The following is a 22,716-nucleotide window of genomic DNA, read 5'->3' as shown; positions in this document are numbered from 1 at the left end:
GCTGCGACCTCCAGCAGACTCGCCGACATCAGCACGGCCAGCTGCAACAGGATCGCGGCCCGCCCCCGCCGCACAATCGCCTCCCACCACGCCCCGCAACACTGGTCACGCTTACAGTAACGATCAGGGTTCGAACAAGGAAGTACTTGCCTCGTTACGGAAGATCGACGGGGATCGACCGGACTACAGCTCGTAGGCTTAACCGTCGACATGTGCGCAGGGGGACGACACGTTCTGGGCAAGCTGGGACCGGACGGCTCTCACTCTTGGCACGGCGCTTGAGCATCGGTACCGCCAGGGATGGCCGCCTGTTCGTCCGCGCTGAAGTGGACCGCGCCGGACCCCGAATCCGACCCCGAGCCGGACCCCTGACGGCCCCAAATTTCACCACGTATTCGCCACAAACACCGCGAAACCATGATCAAAAGCGAATTTTGGCGAGACCGCATTCGAACACCCAGAAATACGAAAAGCGGCCCTGACCAGCCAGGTCAGGGCCGTTACCACACGTTCGAAGGGTTCGTCAAAACCCTGATCGTGGAGCCAAGGGGACTCGTATAAACGAGGCCTGATTAGGCTCTGACCTGCATAAATGCGCTCCGGCATGGCGAAAAATCGAAGACGCGACCACCAGGCCGCCATAGCAACCGAGACGAATCGCGCCCAGCCGAGACGGACGACAAGAGAACGGGATGCCAGCCCGCCCTCCGACTAGGAACTGTTCGGGGTTCGGATCATGCGGTTGAGGTGAGGAGTTTCAGCCACATGATCGAGCCTCGGAGGTGGAGTCCAGCCTCGTAGCTCTCCGGGGACTTGTCGTAGCGGGTGGCCGGGCCCCGCCATGTCTTGATCTTCTGGAAGCAGCGTTCGACAGTGTTGCGCTGCTTGTAGCGGTCCGGGTCGAAGGTGACCGGCCGGCCGCCGGCTGAGCCCTTCTTCTTCCGGTTGGCCTGCTGATCGGTCTTCTCCGGGGATGACCGCAGTGATCCGGCGCTGACGCAGGTAGGACCGGTTGGCTTTGGAGGAGTAGGCCTTGTCGGCAGCCACCGCGTCCGGGCGGGTGCGCGGCCGGCCGACCGGTCCAGGAACCCGGATCTTGTCCAGGACCGGGATGAACTGCCGGCAGTCAGCAGCCTGCCCGGGGGTCAGCACGAACGCCAGCGGCAGCCCGGCGGCGTCGACCGCTGCGTGGACCTTGCTGCTCAGCCCGCCTCGGGACCGGCCGAGGCTGGCAGCGGCGGCGCGGGCTTTGCGGCGTCGCCGTGCGGCGGCACGATCCGTACCCGGCGACGCGTCCTGGTCGTCCGTACCAGGCGTGCCCTGCGACGTACCACCCTCAGCACCGGCGGCTGATCGTCCAGCGGAGCCCCCTTTTCCTCGGTCAGAGCCTGTTCCAACGCGTCCAGGGTCTCCCCGGCGATCGCCAGACCGGCTGACTGGTGGTGAGCCCGGACGATCGTGGAATCGACGCTGACCAACTCCAGCCCGACCTGTCCCCGGGAGGCGGCCTCGGCGATCAGCGCGTCCATCAGATGCTGGAACACACCGGCCTTGGACCATGCACTGAACCGATCGTAGAGCGTTGACCAGGATCCGTAGCGTTCCGGCACGTCACGCCAGCCAGGGCCGGTACGGAACCGCCACAAGATCCCGTTGAACTGCTCCCGCATACGCCGCGGCAACGGCCCGGTAGCAGCCACCGGCAGCTGAGGCTCGATCAACGCCCACTCGGCATCCGTCACATCAAACGCGCCACGTCCGAGTTCTACCAGCCACCGCCAGCCCAACACCGAACCTCACCGAGATCCGAACCCCGAACAGTTCCTAGTGGGCTGCCATGATCGCTTGGACTGTGACGCCACTGCCAGGCCGCATCGATTCGCGCCTTGCCGATCTGGCGGAGACGGTGTGTAACCGACTGCGTCAAATAGGGTCATCAGAATCGCCAAGGTCACACACGACCGCAGTGAGACTGTTTACGAAGGTGGTGGCATCGCAATTCGCGAATGACTCCGGCGTGCCGTTCGCCGAAGGGGGTGATCTCAAGTCGCGAACATGGAACTCGGGCCCATCGCGGTCATCATCGCCGGCAGCACGCTCACCGGCAGGCCGGAATCCGGATTCCGCAAGGTTCTAGTCCTGCAGCTCTTCTCGAGAGCGCACGGCCTCCAGACTGCGCGCGTAGCGCCGGCCGAAGAAGCCGACGGGGGTCATCACATCAGTCGGAGGCTGGCGCGAGGTGAAGGCAGGCAAGTCCCTCGACCTGGGCAGAGGAGCTGCTGGGCCGAGAACGAGGCCTCAGAACCCGGGGTATTCAGTCAGGCTCTGGAACGGCACCGACCGTTGAGGTGGCACGTCCCCCAAACTTGAGCGAGCTCACAGTTCCGAAGCACGGCGCACAGCCCGCGGCGATCGACACCCGCCCCGTGCGACCGCATCGTTCTCGGGTGCGACCGTGCGGCGGTGTACCGCCTTCGGCTACTTCAACATATCGATCGCCATACCCTTCGTCAAGGAACGCGACACTCGAGACGAAGTTCGCCTATTGGTAGCAAAGAGTTTCTCCTCACCAATTATTGAGCGGAATGACCGCAAATCGCTGTTCCCCTTGTAAGAGAATTCGACTTCTGCGATCCTCTCCGTAGCCACGCGACTACGTGACCGCGTGGGCGTCTTGAGCGCAGGTCGCGAGGCGAGGGGAGGCTATGCGGTGGAGGAAGCGGCTGTAGCGGGCTGCGTCGCGGCCCTTGTCGAGGACTTCGAACGGATCGGCTCCTTGACGCGCGAGCACGTTCACACTGTGGCGTCGCGACGCGGCCTCGAACCACACGAGGTCGTGAAGGTCGTTCGCGAGCTCGAAGCTCTTGCCCTGCTTCCTACCAGTACAGCTCCGAGACCTGATCTCGACGGCCAGGGCGACATCAGCGGTCCGAGCGAGACAGACAACGTCACGACCTCGACCGACGCGGTAATGCCGGACAAACTGTTCAACCACGGGATCTTGACGCCGGCGGAAGAGTCGTCGCTTGGGCATCGAATACAGCTCGGACAGAAGGCAGCCGCCGCGGCGGCCGAGTGCCCGGGCTCGAAGCAGACACCGGATGCTGGCGCGCTGATCTCGGACGGTATCGCCGCGCGAAATGAGTTCGTCGTCAGCAACACGCGACTCGTCAACAGCATCGCCATCCGTCACATGGGCCACGCAGCGACCATGACTCAACAAGACGTGTTTCAGGCCGGCGTTCTGGGCGTGATCCGAGCGGCGGAGAAGTTCGATCCATCCCTGGGATACAAGTTCTCGACCTACGCGACCTGGTGGATCCGACAGTCCATCACCCGCGCGATCGCGAACGAGGACACACTCATCCGGCTTCCCGTGCATGTCGTCGAACAGGTTCGCCGTCTCGAGTCATATGCCCGCGAGTTCGAGATCCGCAACAGCCGTCCTCCGGACCTCGTCGACCTGGCTGAGGGACTCTCGATGGAGATTGGCCACGTCAAGGCCCTCATCGACTGGAGCATGCCCGTCGCCAGGCTGGACAAGGTCGTCGACTCCGGCATCGAGGTGGGTTCCACTCTTGGCGAACTCGTTCTCTCGGAAGTCGAGCCGAGTCCTGAGCGGCAGGTCATGCTTCGGATGTTGGCCGAGCAGATAGCTGTGCGCCTTACCAACAAACTCGACCAACGGTCAGCTCATATCTTGCGGCTGCGCTTCGGTTTGGAGACAGGCGAGGAGATGACGCTTGAGGCCATTGGTGAGATCTGGGGTGTCACCAGAGAGAGGATCAGGCAGCTCGAGAAGAAGGCTCTTGACGTATTGCGAATGGACACCGAGCTCGTTGCGCTCGTACGTGACTATCTGTCGGAAGGTGAAGTCTAGTGTCGGACGAGCAGCAGGTCTACGCGCGCTACGTCAGTTGGCTCGACCAGCAAGTCATGATCGGGGGACGGGGCGACGGGTTGTCCACCTCCGACATGGACCCCTCCACGGTCTTCTGGCTTGGCAAGCTAGCGCCGTTCGCTCCTGCACAGGATGGTGTCGACCGACGGGGACGCATGGACCCGTGCGCGATCGGCCTCAGAGTACGCCCCTCCACGCCTGCCCCTTGGTCATTCATTGCCACGATCGAGGCGTGTGCTTGGACACGGCTAGACGACGGCAGGTGGGAGAAGAGCGATACGATCTCGGTGCCCGTGCCGACGACTGTCGAAGCCGGCGCCGCTGGCCTAGCTGTCGGCGCGGACGCGCTGGAACGGGCTTTCGCCGGTGCGGGCTTACCTCATTTGCGTGCGGAGATCCAGGTGACCGACGAGAGCTGGCGCGATGGGGAACCTGAACTCATAATCCAGCTTGTCAACACATCTACCCCGACCTCTCCGAAGGGGCAGGGTTATCTGTTCGAGAGTTCAATTGCCGTAAGCGGGTTGCAGACGAAACCGTTCGTCCTAGAAGCGCTTCCCGACAGCTTTCGATACGACCGTCGCATGCCAGCTCTAGGAATCAACTGCGGCGTCATCCGCGACGACATCGGCAACCTCTCCACCACGGACACAATCGTCGTCGATCGGCGCCGCCCACAGTACGCGTTCGGCGCCACCTCGACCGACTGCCTCGACCTAACATTCGAACGGCTGGCCGCACAGCCGGTCGCGACCCTGACCGAACTTGTCGACGCCTACGCTGGTTGGGGCAACAAGCATTGGTCGGAAGATCGGCTGCAACAGAGAGCCACCCTTGAGGGCTGGACCGCCCAGATGATCACCGATGCGGCAGCCGCCGCGGGTGAGCATCGAGACGAACTGGATCGGCTACGGCACGGGGTACGTACGCTCAAGAACGAACCCCTGCTGATGCGGGCATTCGCCCTCATGAACGAGAGCATGGCTCACGCCGGCCGCGGGCGGGTCGATCGCTGGCGTCCTTTCCAGATCGGATTCATCGTCGCGACACTCCCCGGTCTACTTAAGGATGGCGCAGAGTGGCCAACAGTCGAGACCATTTGGTTCGCAACGGGCGGTGGCAAGACCGAGGTCTATTTAGGACTACTAGTTCTCGCCGTCTTCTACGACCGGCTTCGCGGAAAACGAGCTGGAATAACCGCGTGGAGCCGGTTCCCGCTCCGGTTGCTGTCCCTGCAGCAGACCCAGCGATTCGCCAACGCTCTCGGAGCTGCTGAGCTGGTACGGCGAAAGCACGCCATCGGAGGCGACCAGATCGGGCTTGGCTACTTCGTCGGTCGCAGCTCGACCCCTAATGAGATCCCTGTCTTCCCAAATGACCAGAACGAGGTCAACGTCGAGGACCCGGCCATGCCAGCCAAATACCAAGTGCTGATCGCATGCCCATTCTGCGGATCGGATCGGCTTCGCATGAAGTTCGACCGCGCCAAATGGCGGCTGTGCCACCTGTGCGACGCCCAGGACTGTCCCTCGTCCGGCGAACCGCTGCCGGTGTACGTCGTCGACCAAGAGATCTATCGATTCCTGCCTCCGGTAGTGATCGGAACACTCGACAAGGCGGCCTTGATCGCGATGCAAGGGGGAATGCGCGCGTTCGTCGACGGTCCCGCCGGAGAGTGCGAACGACCCGGCCATGGTTTTACCTACGCCAGACGTTCCAAGCGTCCGAATGGCTGTTTGGTCCCGGACTGCAAAGCGGGCGTGAGGCTTCTGACGCCCAAATCCCGAGGTGACTTCGCGCCAAGCTACCGGCTGCAGGACGAGTTGCATCTGCTCCGTGATTCCCTCGGGGCTGTCGATTCTCATTACGAGTCGCTATTGGACACACTGCAATCGACCCTGGCTGGCAGCTCCGCGAAGATCATCGCCTCGTCAGCGACCCTGACTGGATTCGAACGTCAAGCCGAGGTGCTGTACCAGCGCGCGGGACGTGTCTTTCCACAGCCCGGTCCATCGGCCGGTGAGTCGTTCTGGAGTGAGGAGACCGAAGACCTTCTCCGTCGCTTCGTCGCGGTGTGGCCTCGCGGAGTGACCCTGGAGTGGGTATCCGACCGCACGACAACGATCGTCCAGCAGTCGATCCGGCGCCTTCGTGAGGATCCTGCCGGTATCTGCTCGGAGATCGGCGTCGATGTCAGTCACGCCCAGCGTCTGATCGATCTGTACGGCACCAACGTGGTCTACGGCACAACACTTCGCGACGTCGAAGCCGCGCAGCGCTCATTGGGGACACAGGTACCGGTGTCGCCGCTCAATAGCGTCCAACTCACTGGCGGAAGTCTCTTCGAGGACGTCAAGACGGCGCTGGAGAGGCTGACGCATCCCGAGACCAACTTCGACGACCGTGTCCACGTGGTCACCGCGTCGTCGATGATGTCCCACGGAGTGGACCTCGATCGACTCAATATCATGACGGTACTCGGCATGCCGCTGACGACCGCCGAATTCATCCAGACAACGGCACGGGTCGGACGCACCTACCCCGGACTGGTCTACGTGGTGCTCAAGGTCGGCCGGGAGCGCGATGCGAGCACGTTCGCCCACTTCGCGCCCTTCATCGAGCAGGGCGACCGGTTCGTCGAGCCAATCCCGGTCACGCGCACCAGTCGTCGCGTCCTGGAGCTGACGCTGCCCGCCGCCATCGAGGCACGCCGCCTATTCGTACACGAGCCTGCATCGCCCGGAGAGCGGCTCACCATGGTCGATCACCTGCGACGCTACTTCGCGATGGGTGCCATCTCTCCCAAGGCCGAAACAGACGCCTGTGCAGGCGCACTCGGCCTTCCCCCGGACGCTCACCTCGCGCGCGACGATGTCGATGCCCAACTGGAAGTCTACTTCGCCCGCCTAAGCAATCCCGGTTACGGCGCGAAATGGCCGAACCAGCTCCTGACACGCCAGCCAATGCGATCGTTGCGCGACGTCGAGACGTCCGTCCCGATCACTGACGACTAGGACGGAATTCACCCATGAAGGACGAGCGCAGCGTCTCGCAGGTGCTCTATGGATTCCTGCCGCAACAGACCGGAGACCTGAAGGGTGGCGTGTACCGGACTGTCGACTGGCGCGATCCCAGGTCCATCGACGTCGACGAAGACCTAGTGCGCGGCAAACTCTTGGAAGAGCTTCGCGGATGGGAAGCGGCTGGCGCCAATCCCGCGATCGCACGTGAGATCGAACGCAAGACGGTCGATCTTGACGTCGTCGAAGTCAATCGGCAACGAGGCGTTCAGGTGGAGCGATTTCCCCAGGTCTGGATCTGCGCGGCCTGCCGCCGGGTGGGCAACGATCGGACGAAGCCTTGCGCGTGCGGGGCGAAGCAGGCATGGCGGCAGCTGCACTTCGTCGGTTATCACGAGTGCGGCCAATTGGAGGAGCCGTACATCAAGCGCTGCAAGGAGCACTTCCAGGCCAGGATGCTCCCTCAGCAAAGCATGGATGCCACGAAGATAATCTTTGATTGTCCCATCTGCGCGAAGAAGGTGCAGACTGGGCTTGGCTGGCGAAAGTGCCCCTGCGGCAAGACGTATTCACAGCGTCCAAACGCGGAGTTCATTGTCTATCAGGTGCACAGGGCTGCCAGTGTCTACGCGCCACAGTCCTTCACGATCGTCAACCCAGCCGATCGGGACGGCCGTCGTACCTACACCGAACCCAGTGGCAGGCGGTCCGCACTCACGTGGGCGCTGAGTGGCTTCCACGACGACTCACCCGCAAGCCGCCGCCCCACAGGCTCCGGCTTCGTCGAGTCGTTGATCGCCCAGGGCTTCACCCGCGAACTTGCCGAGCAGCTCGCCCGGGCGGCCGCAGCCGGGGGTGGGCTCGCCTCCGAGGACGATTTGGGTTCGTTGGCCGATGCCCCATCGTCGGTTATAGAAGCCGTCGAGCGCGAATCAGTCGAGGTCGCGCTAGGACTCATGGAATCGCGCACGCGGATTCACCACTTGGTCACAGATCACACGCCCACCACTGCGCGCGACCGCTATGAGATTGGCTACCCCAGGGCGGTTAGCCGAGCAGGGCTATCCGCTGTCGACCTCACCGACCGCTTTCCTGTGCTGAAGGCTGTCTACGGATTCACTCGGGGAGGAGACGAGCCCGGCACGACACGGCTCAGCCTATATTGGACCGGTACTCGAGGTCGGCGAATCTATGCGAACCTCCAGCAAGCCGAGGCTCTCTTCTTCCAGCTGGACCCCCTCTCCGTTCATCAGTGGCTGACAGACCGGGGGCACCCTCTGCAGCCGGTGGCGGACCGAAAGGCCGCGCGTTGCGAAATCGCCGCGAACGCGCTCGTACCCTCCCGCTTCGACGACGAGGGAGCATCGCAGAAGTTGGGCCGGGACCTGCTGACGCTCACGCACTCCTACGCCCATCGCGCTATCAGACAGCTGTCGGTACTGGCGGGTGTCGACCGAGAAGGCCTGGGCGAGTACCTCCTTCCGCTTAGCTGCGGCTTTTTCGTATACGCAGCCACACGCGGGGATTTCGTACTTGGCGGACTGCAAGCGGTGTTCGAGCATGACCTAGACCTAGCACTGGCCGCGATAGTCTCCGCCGAATCCCGGTGCGCCATGGACCCAGCCTGCGAACGAAACGGTGGAGCGTGCCCGGCCTGCCTCCACATTGGCGAGCCCGCTTGTACCTACTTCAACCACTTCCTAGACCGCAAGACCCTCTTTGGCCAGACTGGCTATCTGGCGGTCAAGTCACGAACCCCCACTGGACACATCCGCGACGTGAGGCCCGGAGAGTAGACGAGTGAAGATCACCCCATCGTCCCGCATCCTGCGGATGCTAGGCGAAATTCAGTTCGATGAGTGGCAATGTGTGGCGGAGCTGGTCGACAACGCCTTCGACGACTTCGCGGACATCGCTCGTGAAAAGACTCCGTGGGCTGGTGGGTACAAGGTCAGCGTGTCACTCCCCTCGCCGAAACATGATCTGTCCGGTTCTGAGGTCGTCATCACCGACACAGGTAGGGGAATGTCGTACGAGCGTCTCGAAAACGCCGTACGCGCCGGTTGGTCAAGCAACGATCGCTTCGACAAGCTGGGTCTCTTCGGGATGGGGTTCAACGTCAGCACGGCGCGGCTCGGACGCCTGACACGAGTGCTCACCACCCGGGCCGGCGACACCGAGTGGTTCGGGGTCGAGATCGACCTCGACCGAATTGGCGATGACTTCGAAGCCGATGACATCACGGAGCCGAAGGATGACCCGAGCGAGCACGGAACCAAGATTGTCATTGGCCGCCTTCACCGCGCGCGTGCCGAATGGCTGCAGCGGAACCCTCAGGCTCTCCGCAATGCCTTGGCGAGCGTCTACAGCTGGATTCTGGCGAACCAGCCATTCGAGCTATGGGTCCAGGGACAGCGGGTCATGCCGCGGCAAGCATGCCGCTGGGGTGACGATCGCTTCGTCGTGCACGGGAGTCGCACGTCGCCGGAACGCTTCCCAGCTTACATCCCGATCGATGAGACATTTGAGCCGGCAGACGCTTGTCTGGACTGCGGAAACTGGCAAGTTCCGGGCAAGGGACGGTGCGATCAGTGCGAGAGCACTGAACTGCGCAATCGCAAGCGCCGCATCCATGGCTGGCTCGGCATCCAACGGCATCTCGATCGCAACGAGTTCGGTATCGACTTCATCCGCAATGGACGCAAGATCTTGCGGTTCGACAAGAGTCTGTTCGATTGGAAGAACCCGGACGATCCGCTTGGTCTCACCGTGACGGAGTACCCGGTGGAACTCGTCCATCAGGGTGGGCGCATCATCGGCGAAATCCACCTCGACTACGTCCCGGTGAACTACCAGAAGAACGCGTTCGAGACGAGCGACCGAGGATGGAAGGCAGCCGTCGACTTCCTTCGCGGCGTCGGGCCACTTCAACCAGAGAAGGCGAAGCTGGCTGGATACCCAGACAACACGAGCTACCTCGGGCGTCTGTTCAAAGGGTATCGGCGCAACGACGCTGGGCGTAAGTACCTGATTCCTGGCGACGGAAAGCTGCCCATCCACGAGGAGACTCGGAGGTGGGCGCAGAAGTTCTGGGCCGGTGACCCGGAGTATCGGACCGATCAGAAGTGGTGGGATGCGATCGAGAGCCATGAGACTCGGCTAGCTGAGTCCAAGGCTGGTGGCGTGCGCCCCACCACAACGGGCCACCCGGACGAAAGCGCGCTTCTCGATGCGCTCGGCCTGGCGCCGACTGGTCAATCGAGCCCGGGCGCCGCGACGGAGACGGAGCCGACAGAGCCAACCACCGACTCGGCCCCTGTCGAGACCCAGCAGGAACGTCAGACGAGGCTCATAGCAGCCTCGATCCCGATGCCTGAGCTCAGCCGCGACTTCGGAACGCCACGGCTCGGAACCCTGACCCTCGACGCGAGGAGCGTCGACGATGCGCTCGTCGACGCGAACAACCAACCCACACCCGTTTGGCTTATTCAAGGACCAGGCAACACGGCCATCGCGCTCGTGAACGCGCGTCATAAGGTCTTCACCAAGATGGGTGTCGATCCGGCGGAACTACTCCTCGTCGAAGTCGCTTCGGTTCTCAAAGTGAAGGCCGAGACCTCACTGGGTCTAGCCGAGATCGTCGCGCAGCTCCGAACGGCATGCCTTCCCGACACTGCGCTAGACAAGGCCGTCATCGGCGCTCAAGCCAGGGAGATCCTCTCGGAGATCCGACGGCTGATGATCGTGGCGATCGAGGACGACCCCACGCGTGCGTTCCAGTTCCTCACTGCCGACGAGCGAACCTCGATCGAGAACGAGATGATCGCCGATGGCCAGGTCAGTTCCGCCTCGCATCTCGGGACGGACGGAGGATTTCTGCGCTACGCGCCTCCACTCTTCCTCGTGAAGCTCCTGGAATCGTGGCCGGAGGCATTTCTCGATGGGAAGGTGTTCATAGGATCATTCTCGTCGCTGTCGTCGCCATCCGCGCGGCGGCTCAGTGTGGCGAAGGTCGTCGGATACATGAACGACATCGCCACTCTCCTTACCTTCCAGTCGGAGCCGAGCCCTGATCAACTGAGGCGCACTCGGCTCAGCACCCGGCTGCTGGCGGGCGAGATCGTGGCTGACTCATGAGCGATCCCGCTCTGCTATCGCCCGAAGGGCTCCTCGCCGGCGGTCCCCGAGGCCTGACACACTCGCTTGAGCGAACGCTTTGGCATCTCGGGTTCACGGACGTCCGGGTGGTCGACGGGGCCGGGGACCATGGCGCGGATCTCATCGCAGTCAGAAACCGCGAACAATGGGTCTTCCAGTGCAAGTGGTCCAGCCGCGGATCGATCGACCGAGCCGGCGTCGACGATCTCGAGAGGGCCAGAACCAGGTACGGCGCCGACCGCGCTGTGATCGTCACGAACACGGGCCTCAACCGGAACGCGGAGCTGCGACGCAGCGCCCTGGAGTCGATCGGCCTCAAGATCGATGTATGGGACGGCCCGATGCTGAACGCGATCGGCGAGAATATGCCCAGTCGGATCCCCAGAGCGTTCGGCCTACGCGGCTATCAGATCGAAGCGGCCGACAAGATCATGAGTGATCTCGCCGACAAGAACCGTGCGTTGCTGATTCTAGCGACCGGGCTCGGCAAGACAGTCGTGGGTGGCGAGGTCATCCGCCGGTTCGTCCAGGAGAACCCGGGAAGCCGCGTACTTGTCGCAGCCCATATGAAGGATCTCGTCGAGCAGCTCGAGCGCGCGCTGTGGCGACACCTCGATAAGTCCGTCCCGACTCACCTGCTCACCGGCGACTACAAGCCAACCGGAGAAGAGGGAGTAGTCGTGGGTACGGTGGAGTCCGTCCTTGCATTCGTTCGTGGCGGATGGCGTCCCGACTTGGTGATGATCGATGAGACGCATCACGTCGGCGAGAACGGGCGCTTCGCCGAGCTACTCGACATCTGCGAGGACGCGGCCCAATTCGGTGTGACAGCCACACCGTGGCGTGGCGATAAGTTTGACATCACATCGCGCTTCGGCTCGGCCACGTTCAAGATGAGCATCGCGGAAGGGATGGCCGAGGGTCATCTTTCGGCAGTCGACTATCGCCTCTTCGTCGACAACCTCGATTGGGAAGTCGTCAGGTCGGCGAGCGAGTACGGCTACTCGTTGAAGGAACTGAACCGTGCCCTGTTCCTGCCTCAACGGGACGAGGTGATCGTCGATCGCTTCCAAGAAGCGTGGCGAGAGACGCGCGACCCGCGCGCGATCCTCTTCTGCCAGACGATCGAGCACGCCGAGCGTATGGCGAAGACGCTGGCCGGCGCAGACCAGGCATGGCGAGGCGCAGCTTTCCTACATAGCGGTATGAACAGGCAACAACGGCAAGTGCTCCTCAACGGGTTCAGACTCGGGCGCGTTCCAGTCATCACCTGTGTCGACGTCTTCAACGAAGGAGTCGACGTTCCCGACGTCAACCTGATCGGCTTCCTCCGCGTCACTCACAGCAGGCGGATCTTCGTGCAGCAACTAGGTCGCGGCCTGCGTCTGAGCCCTGGCAAGGCCAGTCTGCGCGTACTGGACTTCGTCACCGATATCCGCCGTGTGGCCGCCGCGCTCGATCTCAAGCGAAACCTGGAGAGGCTCTCCGAGGACGAACTCGAGGTTCTACGCCTCCCCCACCCCGCATCACGTGTCGAATTCGACGACGCCACGGCGGGAACGCTCCTCGATCATTGGATCAAGGACGCCGCCAGTCTCGAAACCGCCGCGGACGAGGTGCGGCTCCAATTCCCCGAGGCCGGGGGAGTCGACTAGTCATGACGCTGCCGCCCGAAATTGAGATGCGAGTCGTCGAGCACCTGTACCGCGATGCCGACAAGATCTCGTGGGACGGGATCGCCGCCGTCACGAGATCCGGGCACTACGATCGATGGGTCAACGACCAGGAGATCGGCGGACGTCTACAGAAGTTCATGGACGAGAAGGAATGCCGTCACTGGATCAAGGATGGCCCGATGAAGGAACGGGCACGCGCCGTCTACGGTGTCGGAAAGTACGCGTCACTCGTTCCGAATCCTGTCGCGAACCCATCTCAACTCGTAGCGCAGGGTGTCGGTACCGGGTGGGAGGTGGACGAGACGACACTCGACATCAAACCCCTCCGGATCGTTGCGCGCCGTGAGGACGACGTGATCCGCTTCTGCTGGGGGAAACCCAAGGATCTCAAGCACCTCGTTTGGGCCGCTCTCAATGCGGAAGCCAAAGGTGATCCAATCCCATGGACTCTGTGTGTCGTGGGCACCTTCACCCACCCGATACCGGCGAATCAGAGGGAATCTGACCTGCGCCTAGCAAAAAGATGCATGCTACGAATCGTCCATGTGAGTCTCCTATGAGTGAGTGGCGTCAGACCATCATCGGGCTAGACCCTCAGGACCAGTGGGCCTCCGAAGCGTGGGCGCTATTGCCATCGGACAGACATCGGCAGGTGCTGCAGGGCCGGCTGGAAGGGTCGACTCTCGACGAGTTGGGAACCTTGTTCGGCGTCACTCGCGAGTGGGTGCGTCAGATAGGGATCGCTGGCGAGAAGCGCCTACTAGAGAATAGCGACGCCCTCGCGCCGGGCTGGCGGGACGAAGTACGCGCGCTGTTCGAGGGCGCGATCGTCAGAACCGGTGTCGAACTCGCCCTTGCGATACCTGATCCCGACGGTATCGCGCGCAACGCGATCCTCACGGCCTTCGGCGCGCAGAGGCCGAAGTCATGGGGATGCCGGGTCGACGAGTGGTGGACACTCGCCGCAGACAAGGTCACCAAGGCACTACGCGCCCTCGCCGAGACCGCTCCCTGCACTGCCGAGGACATGGATCACAACGCCATAGAACTCGGGCTCCCACCCGGCAGCGCACTCGAGCGCGTACTGACGAGTGCCTCCGCTCCCCTGACGCGAACGGTCGATGGCGGGTGGGTGCGTCGCCGAGTTTCTGGACGCGACGCCGCGTACCTCATTGTCGCTCGAACTGGCACGCCGATGAGAGCGGAGGACGTGGCGGAAGAACTCGGCGAGGTTGCCCGAAACATCGCCGAGTCGATGCGTCGAGACAAGCGGTTCGTACAGACGCGACCGGACGGTCTCTGGGCGCTCGCCGACTGGCGGCTCCCCGAGTCGAACCGACCGGGCAACGCTCACGAGGTGGCCATCAACGTACTCGAGGAGTTGGGGCCACTCCCCTACGCCGACTTCGAGCGCGAGGTCATCGCGCGCTATCCAGTCTCGGCGTGGCGGGTCAAGCAGTGCCTGTCGAGCGATCTCATCGGCGAGACCCCCGAGGGGCTCCTCGACCTCGTGCGCCGCGGAGCCACACCCATCGAGGAGCCCGAGCCGCGACGGTCGCCGAGCATAGTGGCGAATGAGGCGGGGGATCTCGTCGCGGTCCGCATGACGGTCGACAAGGACGTCCTGCGGGGCAGCGGCCTCGTCGTGAGCCTCTGGCTCACATGGCGGCTCGGGATGCATCACGCGCCGACCACGCGACGCTTCGCGCTGGACAGCGGGCGCGAGGTCGTCGTGCGACGAGGCGTCGGCAGCGCGCAGCTGTCCAGTCTGCGCGCCGAGGTCGCCGACCTGGGGATGGGGCTCGGGTGCTCGTTCGCGGTCATGCTCATGGCCGACACGGAGAGGGCGGCCCTACGTCACACATGCGGCGACGACTGTCCCGCGCCACGAGCGTCGCCCTGACGTTGGCTCGTCCCAGCACGAAGCCGTCGGCTTCGTGCCCGTTTCCCAAGGGCAGGGACGTTGTCGCCACTCCGCGGTACGGTTTGTTCGTGCCGCCGCAAACCCGTCCCGAACCCCCGCAAGAAGCGGGGACGAGCATCGAGCTTTTCGCAGGCGCCGGAGGACTGGCCCTGGCGATGCACCAGGCTCGCTTCAGGCACCTGCTCGCGGTGGAGGTCGATGAGCGCGCCTGCGAGACGCTCAGGCTGAACGGGGCCAAGGACTACAGCCCCGACCAACCGAGGCCCACGACCGTCGAGATGTCCTGGCCCCTCGTGTGCGGGGACGTCCGCGAGTTCGACTTCAAGCCGTGGAAGGACGAGGTCGACGTCGTCGCCGGCGGGGTCCCGTGTCAACCGTGGAGTCTGGGTGGCGTCCATCGCGGCTACGAGGACAAACGGAACCTCTGGCCGGAGCTCCTCCGGTGCGTACGCGAGACGAGACCCAAGGCGATCGTCGCCGAGAATGTCAAGGGCCTTCTACGGCCGTCGTTCCGTCCGTACTACGACTACATTCTCAGACAACTCGAGCTCCCACACGACAGGGCGACCAAGGGCGAGGACTGGAGCGACCACGACGCACGCCTGCGAGCGAGGATCGCGTCCATTCGAGAGAAGCGACCGGACACTCGCGCACTGACCCGGCAATACGATGTGCACTATCAACTGCTCAACGCGGCAGACTATGGGGTCCCGCAGACTCGCCACAGAGTCTTTGTGGTCGCGTTTCGCAAGGATCTCGGTCTTTCCGAGTGGGACTTCCCAGCTCCGACGCACTCGGAGATCGAGTTGGCCGCGTCGAAGGCCGATCACACATACTGGATAAGACACGGTATGGATGTCCGGGAAATGCCCGCCCAAGAGGAACTGGATCTTGGTGGCGGCGGCCAACGGCTCGCCCCCTGGAAGACAATCCGCGACGCGCTCCGCGATGTCCACCCTCCGCTCCGGCCGCTCGACAAGCGACTCGAGCATCCGAAGTGGATCCATCATCGTGGCTGGCCGGGCGCCCGTGAGTACAAGGGTCACCGACCAAACGAATGGGATCACCCAGCGAAGACCATAAAGGCCGGTGTACATGGCGTCGCAGGAGGCGAGAACACGATCAGGCTCGATGACGGCGAGATTCGGTACCTAACCGTACGGGAGGTGGCCCGTCTCATGACCTTCCCCGACAACTGGCGGCTGGAGGAACCGCGAAGCGAGCAGATGAGACAGCTGGGAAACGCAGTTCCGGTCGAACTCGGACGGGTTGTCGCGCAGTCGGTCGCCGACGCGCTCTGGACCACGGGACCAACCGGAAGGGGTTGACCTCGTGACTTCGGGATGGCGAAACGCGCGTCCACCAGATGACGCCTGGCGACCTAAACCCGGCCTCACCCGAAATCGACGTTCGATCGAGCAAGATTCGGCAGCTGGCGGCCGCGACTGTCGTCAGGTTCGTGTGGGGGGTTCGCAGGTACTCGCGACGGCGTCGATCTACCTACGTGTCCCTGCGGATGGTCGAAGGATCAATGCGTACCTGAGATGGTCTGAGGCCGGCCGAACTGTCGAGCGTTATGTCGGCGAAGTCACTGCGATGACCCGGAAGGCGAACCTCGTCGAAGGGTTCGGCCAGGCTCGTGCCGCTGGCCTGCTAACTATCGCGGAGAACCGGGTCAGCGATATACCGCTGGCCAGGGGGTCGTGGGCATCGTCACCCGCGTCGCGGTCGGTCATGCGAGCCAACAGGTCACGCGATACCAAGCCCGAGATTGCCATCCGAAGGGAGCTCCACCGCCTGGGATTCCGGTATCGCGTCGCCTTTCCAGCTCCGATTGGGATGAGACGTACGATTGATATCGCGTTCACCAGGATGAGGGTCGCGGTATTCGTGGACGGCTGCTTTTGGCATGGTTGTCCGGATCACTACCGACCGGCAACGAGAAACGCCGCGTTCTGGGGGGAGAAGATCAATGCAAATCGGGAGCGTGACGCTGACACAAATCGACGACTGGTCGAGGCTGGCTGGACGGTGATTCGCATCTGGGAACACGAGGATCCCGCAACGGCCGTAAATCGGATCACAAACCTCCTACGAACTCGAACGAACGCGCGCGACGATTAATCGACTAATGGCCGTCAGTCCGCACCACGGAGAGCTGCGGCTTCGAGGCTGCGGTTACTTCGTACCATATGAGCTGTTCCTCAACGCGCAGGGGAGGCTCCACAAACTCTGCTCCTAGTTCCTCGAATGGATGGCAAGAGAGGAAGCAGAAGTCCAGCGGCTGCTTGACGTGACCGACGTGAGCCAGGGTTTCAAGTTATCTCGCCGCCGGTAACCCGGCACAGACGCGTGCCGGGACCGTCCTGCGTCTGGGGCCAGTCACTCCTTCTGCACCCGAGCGCTTGTGCGTAAAGCCTGACAGCAGCAGCTGATAGAGGATCACCTTGACCGGAGCGTCAGCTGATTGAGGGGAACGCGTTACGAAGCTCATCGACTATCCGCTGTGCGGCGTCAACGTTCAGCCCATTGCGATTGATGAGCGAGGGAAACGCGGCCTCTACGATAGCGAGGAGCTGGCGAGCAGCTTCGAGATCAAGCTGGATCGACTGGCTGATCTTGTCCGGTATCGCGCGCGTTGCAGATCCGTAGGTGTCCAGCTGGAGGATGGTCGCACCACCTTCGAAGAACGTCCGATAACCGCAGGTGACCGCCTCATGTCGGCGTTGGACGTCACTGGATACGTGGTCGAACTTACCGATCATCGCCATAGGAACATTGTGGCACCGAGGTCAGTCAGCGGGGAGTCGACGAGGGGGTCTACCGACGCCGCACGAAGCGATGTACCCGGCGCGATCCGCCCCACCGAGCCTAACCCGGACCCGGTGAACACGGCGACGCCGTGCCGATGGCCAGGACCGGCTGTGGTCCATGGACATCACCCAGCACCGCACCGGACAGGTCTGGGTGTACTGCGCGGTCGTGCCGGGGCACCCTCAGCCGGCGCGTGGTGGGCTGGCCGACCGCCCACCACCTCCATCGGGGCTCCTTTCTGATCACGCTCCTCAGCGCGTCGCGTAAGCACTGTCGGTATCACAGCGGATCCAGCTCTACCGCTGGGAGGACCATGAGCTAGGCGAGATCTTTAGCAATGCGGGCGGCCTCAACCTTGGCCGGGCCACACGCGGAAGCGAAGGTGGCTCCCCAGCTGGCAATCTGTGCGGTTCTCCACAAGACCATGATTTGGCCGGTAGGTGACGCCAGATCAGCCTCGAAATGGTCCGCAACTTGGTCGGCAAGCATTGAAGGACTCTGTCGGGAATCTTGCTCGGCCGCGTCCTTGAGTGAATCAAGCCTCTGCTATGTTCTGGATCTTCATGGCATGACAGGTTGTCGATTCCAGGGTGGCGCTGATGTCCGTTCGTCCTCGTCCTGGCGCCGAGGTCCCGGAGCTGACCGCGCGGGTGGCCAGGGCGGCCAACCCGAAGGGCACCACGGCGATGTGGGTGCGGGATCGACTCGAGGGCTTGTGGGCGGACGAGGACTTCGCCGGCTGGTACTCGCGCGACGGGCGGCCCGCCTGGTCTCCGGCACAGCTGGCCACCGTGTGCGTGCTGCAGTTCCTGGACAACCTGTCCGATCGGCAGGCCGCCGAGGCCGTGCGGTGCCGCATCGACTACAAATACGCGCTTGGGCTGGAGCTGGAGGACCCGGGGTTCCATCACAGCGTGCTGAGCGATTTCCGCGATCGGCTGGCCGAGGACGACCGCGCCGACCGGCTGCTCGACTTGATGCTGTCCCGACTGACGGAGGCCGGGCTGGTCAAAGCCCGCGGGCGGCAGCGCACCGATTCCACCCGGGTGCTGTCTGCGGGACGGGAGCTGACCCGGCTGGAGTTGGTGACCGAGGCGGTGCGGGCGGTGCTGGAACACCTGGCCACGGACGCGCCGCAGATCCTGGACGAGCTGGTGACGGCCGAATGGAGTGAGCGCTACGGCCGGCAGGTGCGGATGTGCTCCCAGCCCAGCCATCCCGTGGCCCGGCTCACCCAGGTCGGCACCGACGCCGACGTGCTGCTCGCGCGGGTTTACGACCGGTTCGGCGAGCAGATCCCGCCGCAGGCAGACGTGCTGCGCCGACTGCTGATCCAGCACTTACTGACCGACGCCCGCGGCAGGTTCCGGCCGCGCACCGAGCGCGACGGCCTGCCGCCGTCCCGGATCCGCGTCCAATCGCCGTATGAGACCGAGGCCCGCTGGGTGCGCCGCGGTGACACCCGCTGGACCGGCTACCTTCTGCACGTCACCGAGACCTGCGACGAAGACCGGGCCAACGTCGTCACCGACGTGGCCACCTGGGTGTCGGAGGCCGACACCCAGGCGTTGCCCGGCATCCACGCCCGGCTCAAGAAGCGTCGGCTGCTGCCGGCCGAGCACCTGGTCGACGGCGGCTACGCCTCCGGCGCTGCTCTGGCGGACGCCAACCGGAATCACAAGATCGCACTGGTGGGGCCGATCGGCAAGAACAGCTCCAAACAGGCCAAAGCCGCCGACGGGTCCGCCAAGGGAACTTCATCATCGACTTCGACCGCCGTGAGGTCACCTGCCCGAACGGCAAGGTCAGCGGCAACTGGAACGAGATCCCGTCGGTGGCCCCCTACACCGTGGTCCGGTTCGGCAAGCGCCAGTGCGGCCCCTGCCCGGAGAAGGCCAAATGCACCAGCGGCGAAGCCCGGACCATCAACTTCCTGCCCCGCCGCATCCACGAGCTCCAAGAACGCAACCGCGACGACCAGCAGGACTCCGCGTGGCGCAGGCTCTACGCCAGCCGGTCCGGCGCCGAGGGCGCCATCGCCGAGTGCGCGAACGGCCACCGGGCCCGCCACTGCCGCTACCGGGGCCAGGCCAAGACGCACGTCCAACATGTCCTGACCGCGATCGCGGTCAACATCGAACGGCTCAGCCAGCAAGAACCCGCCGACTCCGAGTACCGGCCCCGGTCACCAACGGCCTTCCAGCAGTACCTCGACGCCCACGACCTACCCCGACCACTCTGGTGGCGACAAGGCAAAGAATCTTGATCCCTCAAGATTCCCGACAGAGTCTCTCAGTGGGCCAAGGCGCGGAAGAGGAGTTGAGGGGCCGGTGCCCCGGCTCGGGTTGTGGCCAGCCCTACGGTCACGGTCGCCAAGCACTCCGCGTAGCTGCGGCGGGGGACCCGCACTGGAGCATCGGCCACTTCATGTTCGCTGTTAAAAGCCGTCGCTGCTCGGGGGCGACCAGGCCCACGGCTCGTCTGAGCGTATCGAAACGCCAGGCCGCAGATCATCAACGGCGCCGAAACGTGGGCCAGATTCACACGAAACCGTTGCAATCAATAGTTTCGCGACGTATACAGCGGCATGCCGAGATCTACCGCCTACCACATCATCCGAAGCCTGGAAGTACTGAGACCGATGACCGGGAAGGCTATGCGCCTGTCGCCAGGCCTTCAGCACTCGAAAAGCTCAGAGGTTCCGTTCATCATGCAGAGCTACGGCATGAACGCTCGCAGTTTGTCCCCTACAGGGGCAAGTTGTGCTGCGGCCTGAAACACGAAGTGAAAGGAGCCAGCTACTGCCCAATGCTCTGTAGAGAGTTCGTGAAGCGCAAAAGTAAACGCATCGACGACGCCATCTCGGCTCATCACGTCTTGCATCTCTGCTGCCCCTACGTAGAATACGTCAGGCGCGACTAGGGTCCTCCCACTTGAATCTTTTGCGCTGCTAACACTAAATTCTTCCAACGCCTTCAAGAGAGATCGCGCTGCTAGCAAGTCTTGGCCGCGCAAATTTCGCGACAGCACGGCCGGACGGATCAGATTTGCTAAGCTACCGGCTCGTTTAACGCCAACTTCTACTTCTCGAACGGTCAGATCTCTCGGCAAAACGCTCGGCGATTGGCTCGTTAGCAGATAGCGCTGGATCGGAGTAAGCGTCCCGGCCCATCTGGGAGCAACCTGACGTGCCCATGCCGCCAACGGCCCGCTGTCCGAGTGCCACCATCGCAGCAATCGGAAGGCCATGATCTGGCGCGATCCTCCCGATTGAAGAGTCGATTCGATCCGTTTCTTGAAATCTCTCGCCATAACCTCGTCGCTGGCAGCGATCTCCCCTAGCATCCCGAGGCGGCCAGGATGGAATCGGAAGGTACAGTCAAGGACCGTCAAAGCACGTTGCAGAAGCATCCGCCCGTAGACTGGCGCCGACTGTGCGACATTTTCGGCTAGGAGCTCAGCAGCAAGATCGGCCCCAGACATAACCACCATGCCCATCTCGTTCTGCAAGTCGAGTTCGTGGAGCAAGCTGACAAGGCTCCCCCGAAGATGCTCGCGTTCGACAAAGAGTCTCCCCGCGGCGAACAGCCAGATGTTGCGCCAGTGTGATGCGGGGGCGATCACCCGGAGTCTATCCAGGATGTCGGAGTCACGGCCCTCAGTAAGAGCCCGCGCAGAGGTGAATTCCTGAAGACTTCGTACCTCATAGCCGACATGGTCAAGGCTCTTTGCCACCAGCAGGACTAATCGAGTGGTGGCGGCGCCGATGATCCGGTCGGCCAAGACCCCGGCTTGCTGCCGGTCATGTCCCTCGGCGACCAGCCTGTCCGTTGCCATGCGGCGAAGGTCTGAACGCGGAAGCGCAGCATCTGACTCGCCAGCTCGTTCTGCTTGGACGTGCAGTACAAGGCCAACTCGATCGTGGATGGCGTCAATATGCCGTCGGTGGCGCTCAAGTAGCAGGCCAACCGGACCAGGCTTCCCCATCTCCCGCGCGTAGATGGTCGAGTAATATGCCTCGAATAGCGCGTACCGTGCTTGTGGCGCGCGTTCACGGGCTTCGAGGAGAAGCGACATGATCGTCACCTGGAGCGGCGAGGTCATGAGCCGAGCGGTGGCATCGTCCTCCGCTGCCTGGCGCATGCGCGTTGCAATGACCGCGCGCAAGTCTGGATCATCAGAGTGGCGGACCTCGGCCAGAACCTCGGCGTAGGTCACCGCATCTTGAATCGTCAGCGGTTTTAGATCGAGGTGGAGGTGGTAGCGCTCGTGGAATTCCCCGGCGTACCCCTGCGGGCGCGTCGTGACCACTATGACGACGTCGGCGTCGACCCGGCCGGCATCCACGAGGAAGTCGCTGATCCGAGTCGTAAGATCGTCCCGCGAGCTGGCCGCAGCTACTTCGTCCAGCCCATCCAGGACGACGATCCAGGGCCAGTTCCTCAGCCAGTCCTTGAGCAGCGACGGGGTGACTCGATCGCTAATGCGCGCCGAGATCTGATCGGCGATGTACCGCAACAGGGACGTGCCCTCTCCGCCCGCGATAGCGTCTGCATACTTAGCAAGTTCGATGCGTACAGGCCAACGCTTAAGCACTGGATCGGAGAGTCCGATTCGTGCGAAGCAGCCACGGAGCTTACTGACAGCTTCGTGGAGTTCAGAGCCTGGGGTCGCGGTCGTGCCGATCATCGCTACGCGATACGCCTGGCAGATCAGCTGTCCAAGAGTCGTCTTGCCTTGACCGGGCCCACCGACGAGAACCAGATGAGCCGGAGATGAATTGCTTGGCTTTCCCGCAGGCTTGTCGCTGTGTTCGATGATGTAACGACCAGCGGATACAACCTGCCCGCTGGGCGCGCCACGGACAGCGGCCGGAAGGTCGATGGCTGCGCGGGCGAGTTCGATCTTCTCATTCATGGGGTGGCCAGCCTCGGAGAGCCGAATCCACTTGGCAGCCAGCAGATCGGCTTCGACGTAGGTCGCCATCGAATGAGCAAGATCCCGAGAGACATCGACATACGCTGCCAATTGAGATAGCACGTCACCAGGGGTGATGAGGTGAGTGAAGGCCCTTCGCACGTCTTCGTTGTTATCCAGAAACCGACACAGCTGGTCATAATGCCAGATGCGCCAGCCCTTCAGGCCAAGATCGCGGGCGTGGCTCTTGATTAGGAGCTGTTCGGGGTTCGGATCATGCGGTTGAGGTGAGGAGCTTCAGCCACA

Annotated in this window: 12 protein-coding genes and 2 pseudogenes; 11 read left to right on the top strand and 3 right to left on the bottom strand. The window is 63.1% G+C overall.

Annotated elements, in window-relative coordinates; genetic code table 11:
- Positions 1-734: 734 nt before the first annotated feature.
- Positions 735-1,742, bottom strand: a pseudogene (locus ABD466_RS42390) (IS5 family transposase).
- 968 nt (positions 1,743-2,710) lie between these two features.
- Here ABD466_RS42390 and ABD466_RS42385 point away from each other — a divergent pair.
- From ABD466_RS42385 to ABD466_RS42345, 9 genes are all read left to right on the top strand, one after another.
- Positions 2,711-3,880, top strand: coding sequence for a sigma-70 family RNA polymerase sigma factor (locus ABD466_RS42385; RefSeq protein ID WP_344662975.1), 1,170 nt, complete (start codon positions 2,711-2,713; stop codon positions 3,878-3,880).
- Positions 3,880-6,915, top strand: a complete 3,036-nt coding sequence (locus tag ABD466_RS42380) for a DEAD/DEAH box helicase family protein (RefSeq protein ID WP_344662974.1) — start codon at positions 3,880-3,882, stop codon at positions 6,913-6,915. The genes ABD466_RS42385 and ABD466_RS42380 overlap by 1 nt, the downstream gene beginning before the upstream one ends.
- Positions 6,916-6,929: 14 nt before the next feature.
- Positions 6,930-8,717 carry a hypothetical protein gene (locus tag ABD466_RS42375; protein ID WP_344662973.1) on the top strand — a complete coding sequence of 596 codons (1,788 nt, stop codon included), beginning with the start codon at positions 6,930-6,932 and terminating at the stop codon, positions 8,715-8,717.
- A gap of 4 nt (positions 8,718-8,721) precedes the next feature.
- Positions 8,722-11,058, top strand: a complete 2,337-nt coding sequence (locus tag ABD466_RS42370; protein ID WP_344662972.1) for an ATP-binding protein — start codon at positions 8,722-8,724, stop codon at positions 11,056-11,058.
- On the top strand, positions 11,055-12,734 hold the full coding sequence (locus ABD466_RS42365; protein ID WP_344662971.1) for a DEAD/DEAH box helicase family protein: 1,680 nt from the start codon (positions 11,055-11,057) through the stop codon (positions 12,732-12,734). Before ABD466_RS42370 ends, ABD466_RS42365 begins: the two co-directional genes overlap by 4 nt.
- Before the next feature lie 2 nt (positions 12,735-12,736).
- Positions 12,737-13,315 (top strand): hypothetical protein, encoded by a 579-nt coding sequence (locus ABD466_RS42360; protein ID WP_344662970.1) that lies wholly within the window; start codon positions 12,737-12,739, stop codon positions 13,313-13,315.
- Positions 13,279-14,658, top strand: coding sequence for a sigma factor-like helix-turn-helix DNA-binding protein (locus ABD466_RS42355; protein ID WP_344662969.1), 1,380 nt, complete (start codon positions 13,279-13,281; stop codon positions 14,656-14,658). Before ABD466_RS42360 ends, ABD466_RS42355 begins: the two co-directional genes overlap by 37 nt.
- Positions 14,659-14,747: 89 nt before the next feature.
- Positions 14,748-16,007 (top strand): DNA cytosine methyltransferase, encoded by a 1,260-nt coding sequence (locus tag ABD466_RS42350; protein ID WP_425558874.1) that lies wholly within the window; start codon positions 14,748-14,750, stop codon positions 16,005-16,007.
- Positions 16,008-16,275: 268 nt separating this feature from the next.
- The gene (locus ABD466_RS42345) at positions 16,276-16,803 is read left to right on the top strand and encodes a very short patch repair endonuclease (protein WP_344662967.1); all 528 of its coding nucleotides are present in this window, start codon (positions 16,276-16,278) and stop codon (positions 16,801-16,803) included.
- Positions 16,804-17,138: 335 nt separating this feature from the next.
- Here the strand turns inward: ABD466_RS42345 and ABD466_RS42340 are convergent, their stop codons facing one another.
- Positions 17,139-17,450 carry a hypothetical protein gene (locus ABD466_RS42340; protein ID WP_344662966.1) on the bottom strand — a complete coding sequence of 104 codons (312 nt, stop codon included), beginning with the start codon at positions 17,448-17,450 and terminating at the stop codon, positions 17,139-17,141.
- A 642-nt stretch (positions 17,451-18,092) separates the two neighbouring features.
- Here ABD466_RS42340 and ABD466_RS42335 point away from each other — a divergent pair.
- Positions 18,093-18,371, top strand: a pseudogene (locus ABD466_RS42335) (transposase); the annotation flags it as partial.
- 956 nt (positions 18,372-19,327) lie between these two features.
- Positions 19,328-19,759 (top strand): transposase, encoded by a 432-nt coding sequence (locus tag ABD466_RS42330; protein ID WP_344662965.1) that lies wholly within the window; start codon positions 19,328-19,330, stop codon positions 19,757-19,759.
- Positions 19,760-20,211: 452 nt separating this feature from the next.
- Here ABD466_RS42330 and ABD466_RS42325 read toward each other — a convergent pair whose 3' ends face one another.
- The gene (locus ABD466_RS42325; RefSeq protein WP_344662964.1) at positions 20,212-22,479 is read right to left on the bottom strand and encodes an NACHT domain-containing protein; all 2,268 of its coding nucleotides are present in this window, start codon (positions 22,477-22,479) and stop codon (positions 20,212-20,214) included.
- Between the last annotated feature and the right edge of the window lie 237 nt (positions 22,480-22,716).

The organism is Catenulispora subtropica (assembly GCF_039531675.1).
Taxonomy (GTDB): domain Bacteria; phylum Actinomycetota; class Actinomycetes; order Streptomycetales; family Catenulisporaceae; genus Catenulispora; species Catenulispora subtropica.
The sequence above is the reverse complement of the archived record's forward strand: the minus strand, read 5'-3'. Positions and strand labels throughout refer to the sequence as shown.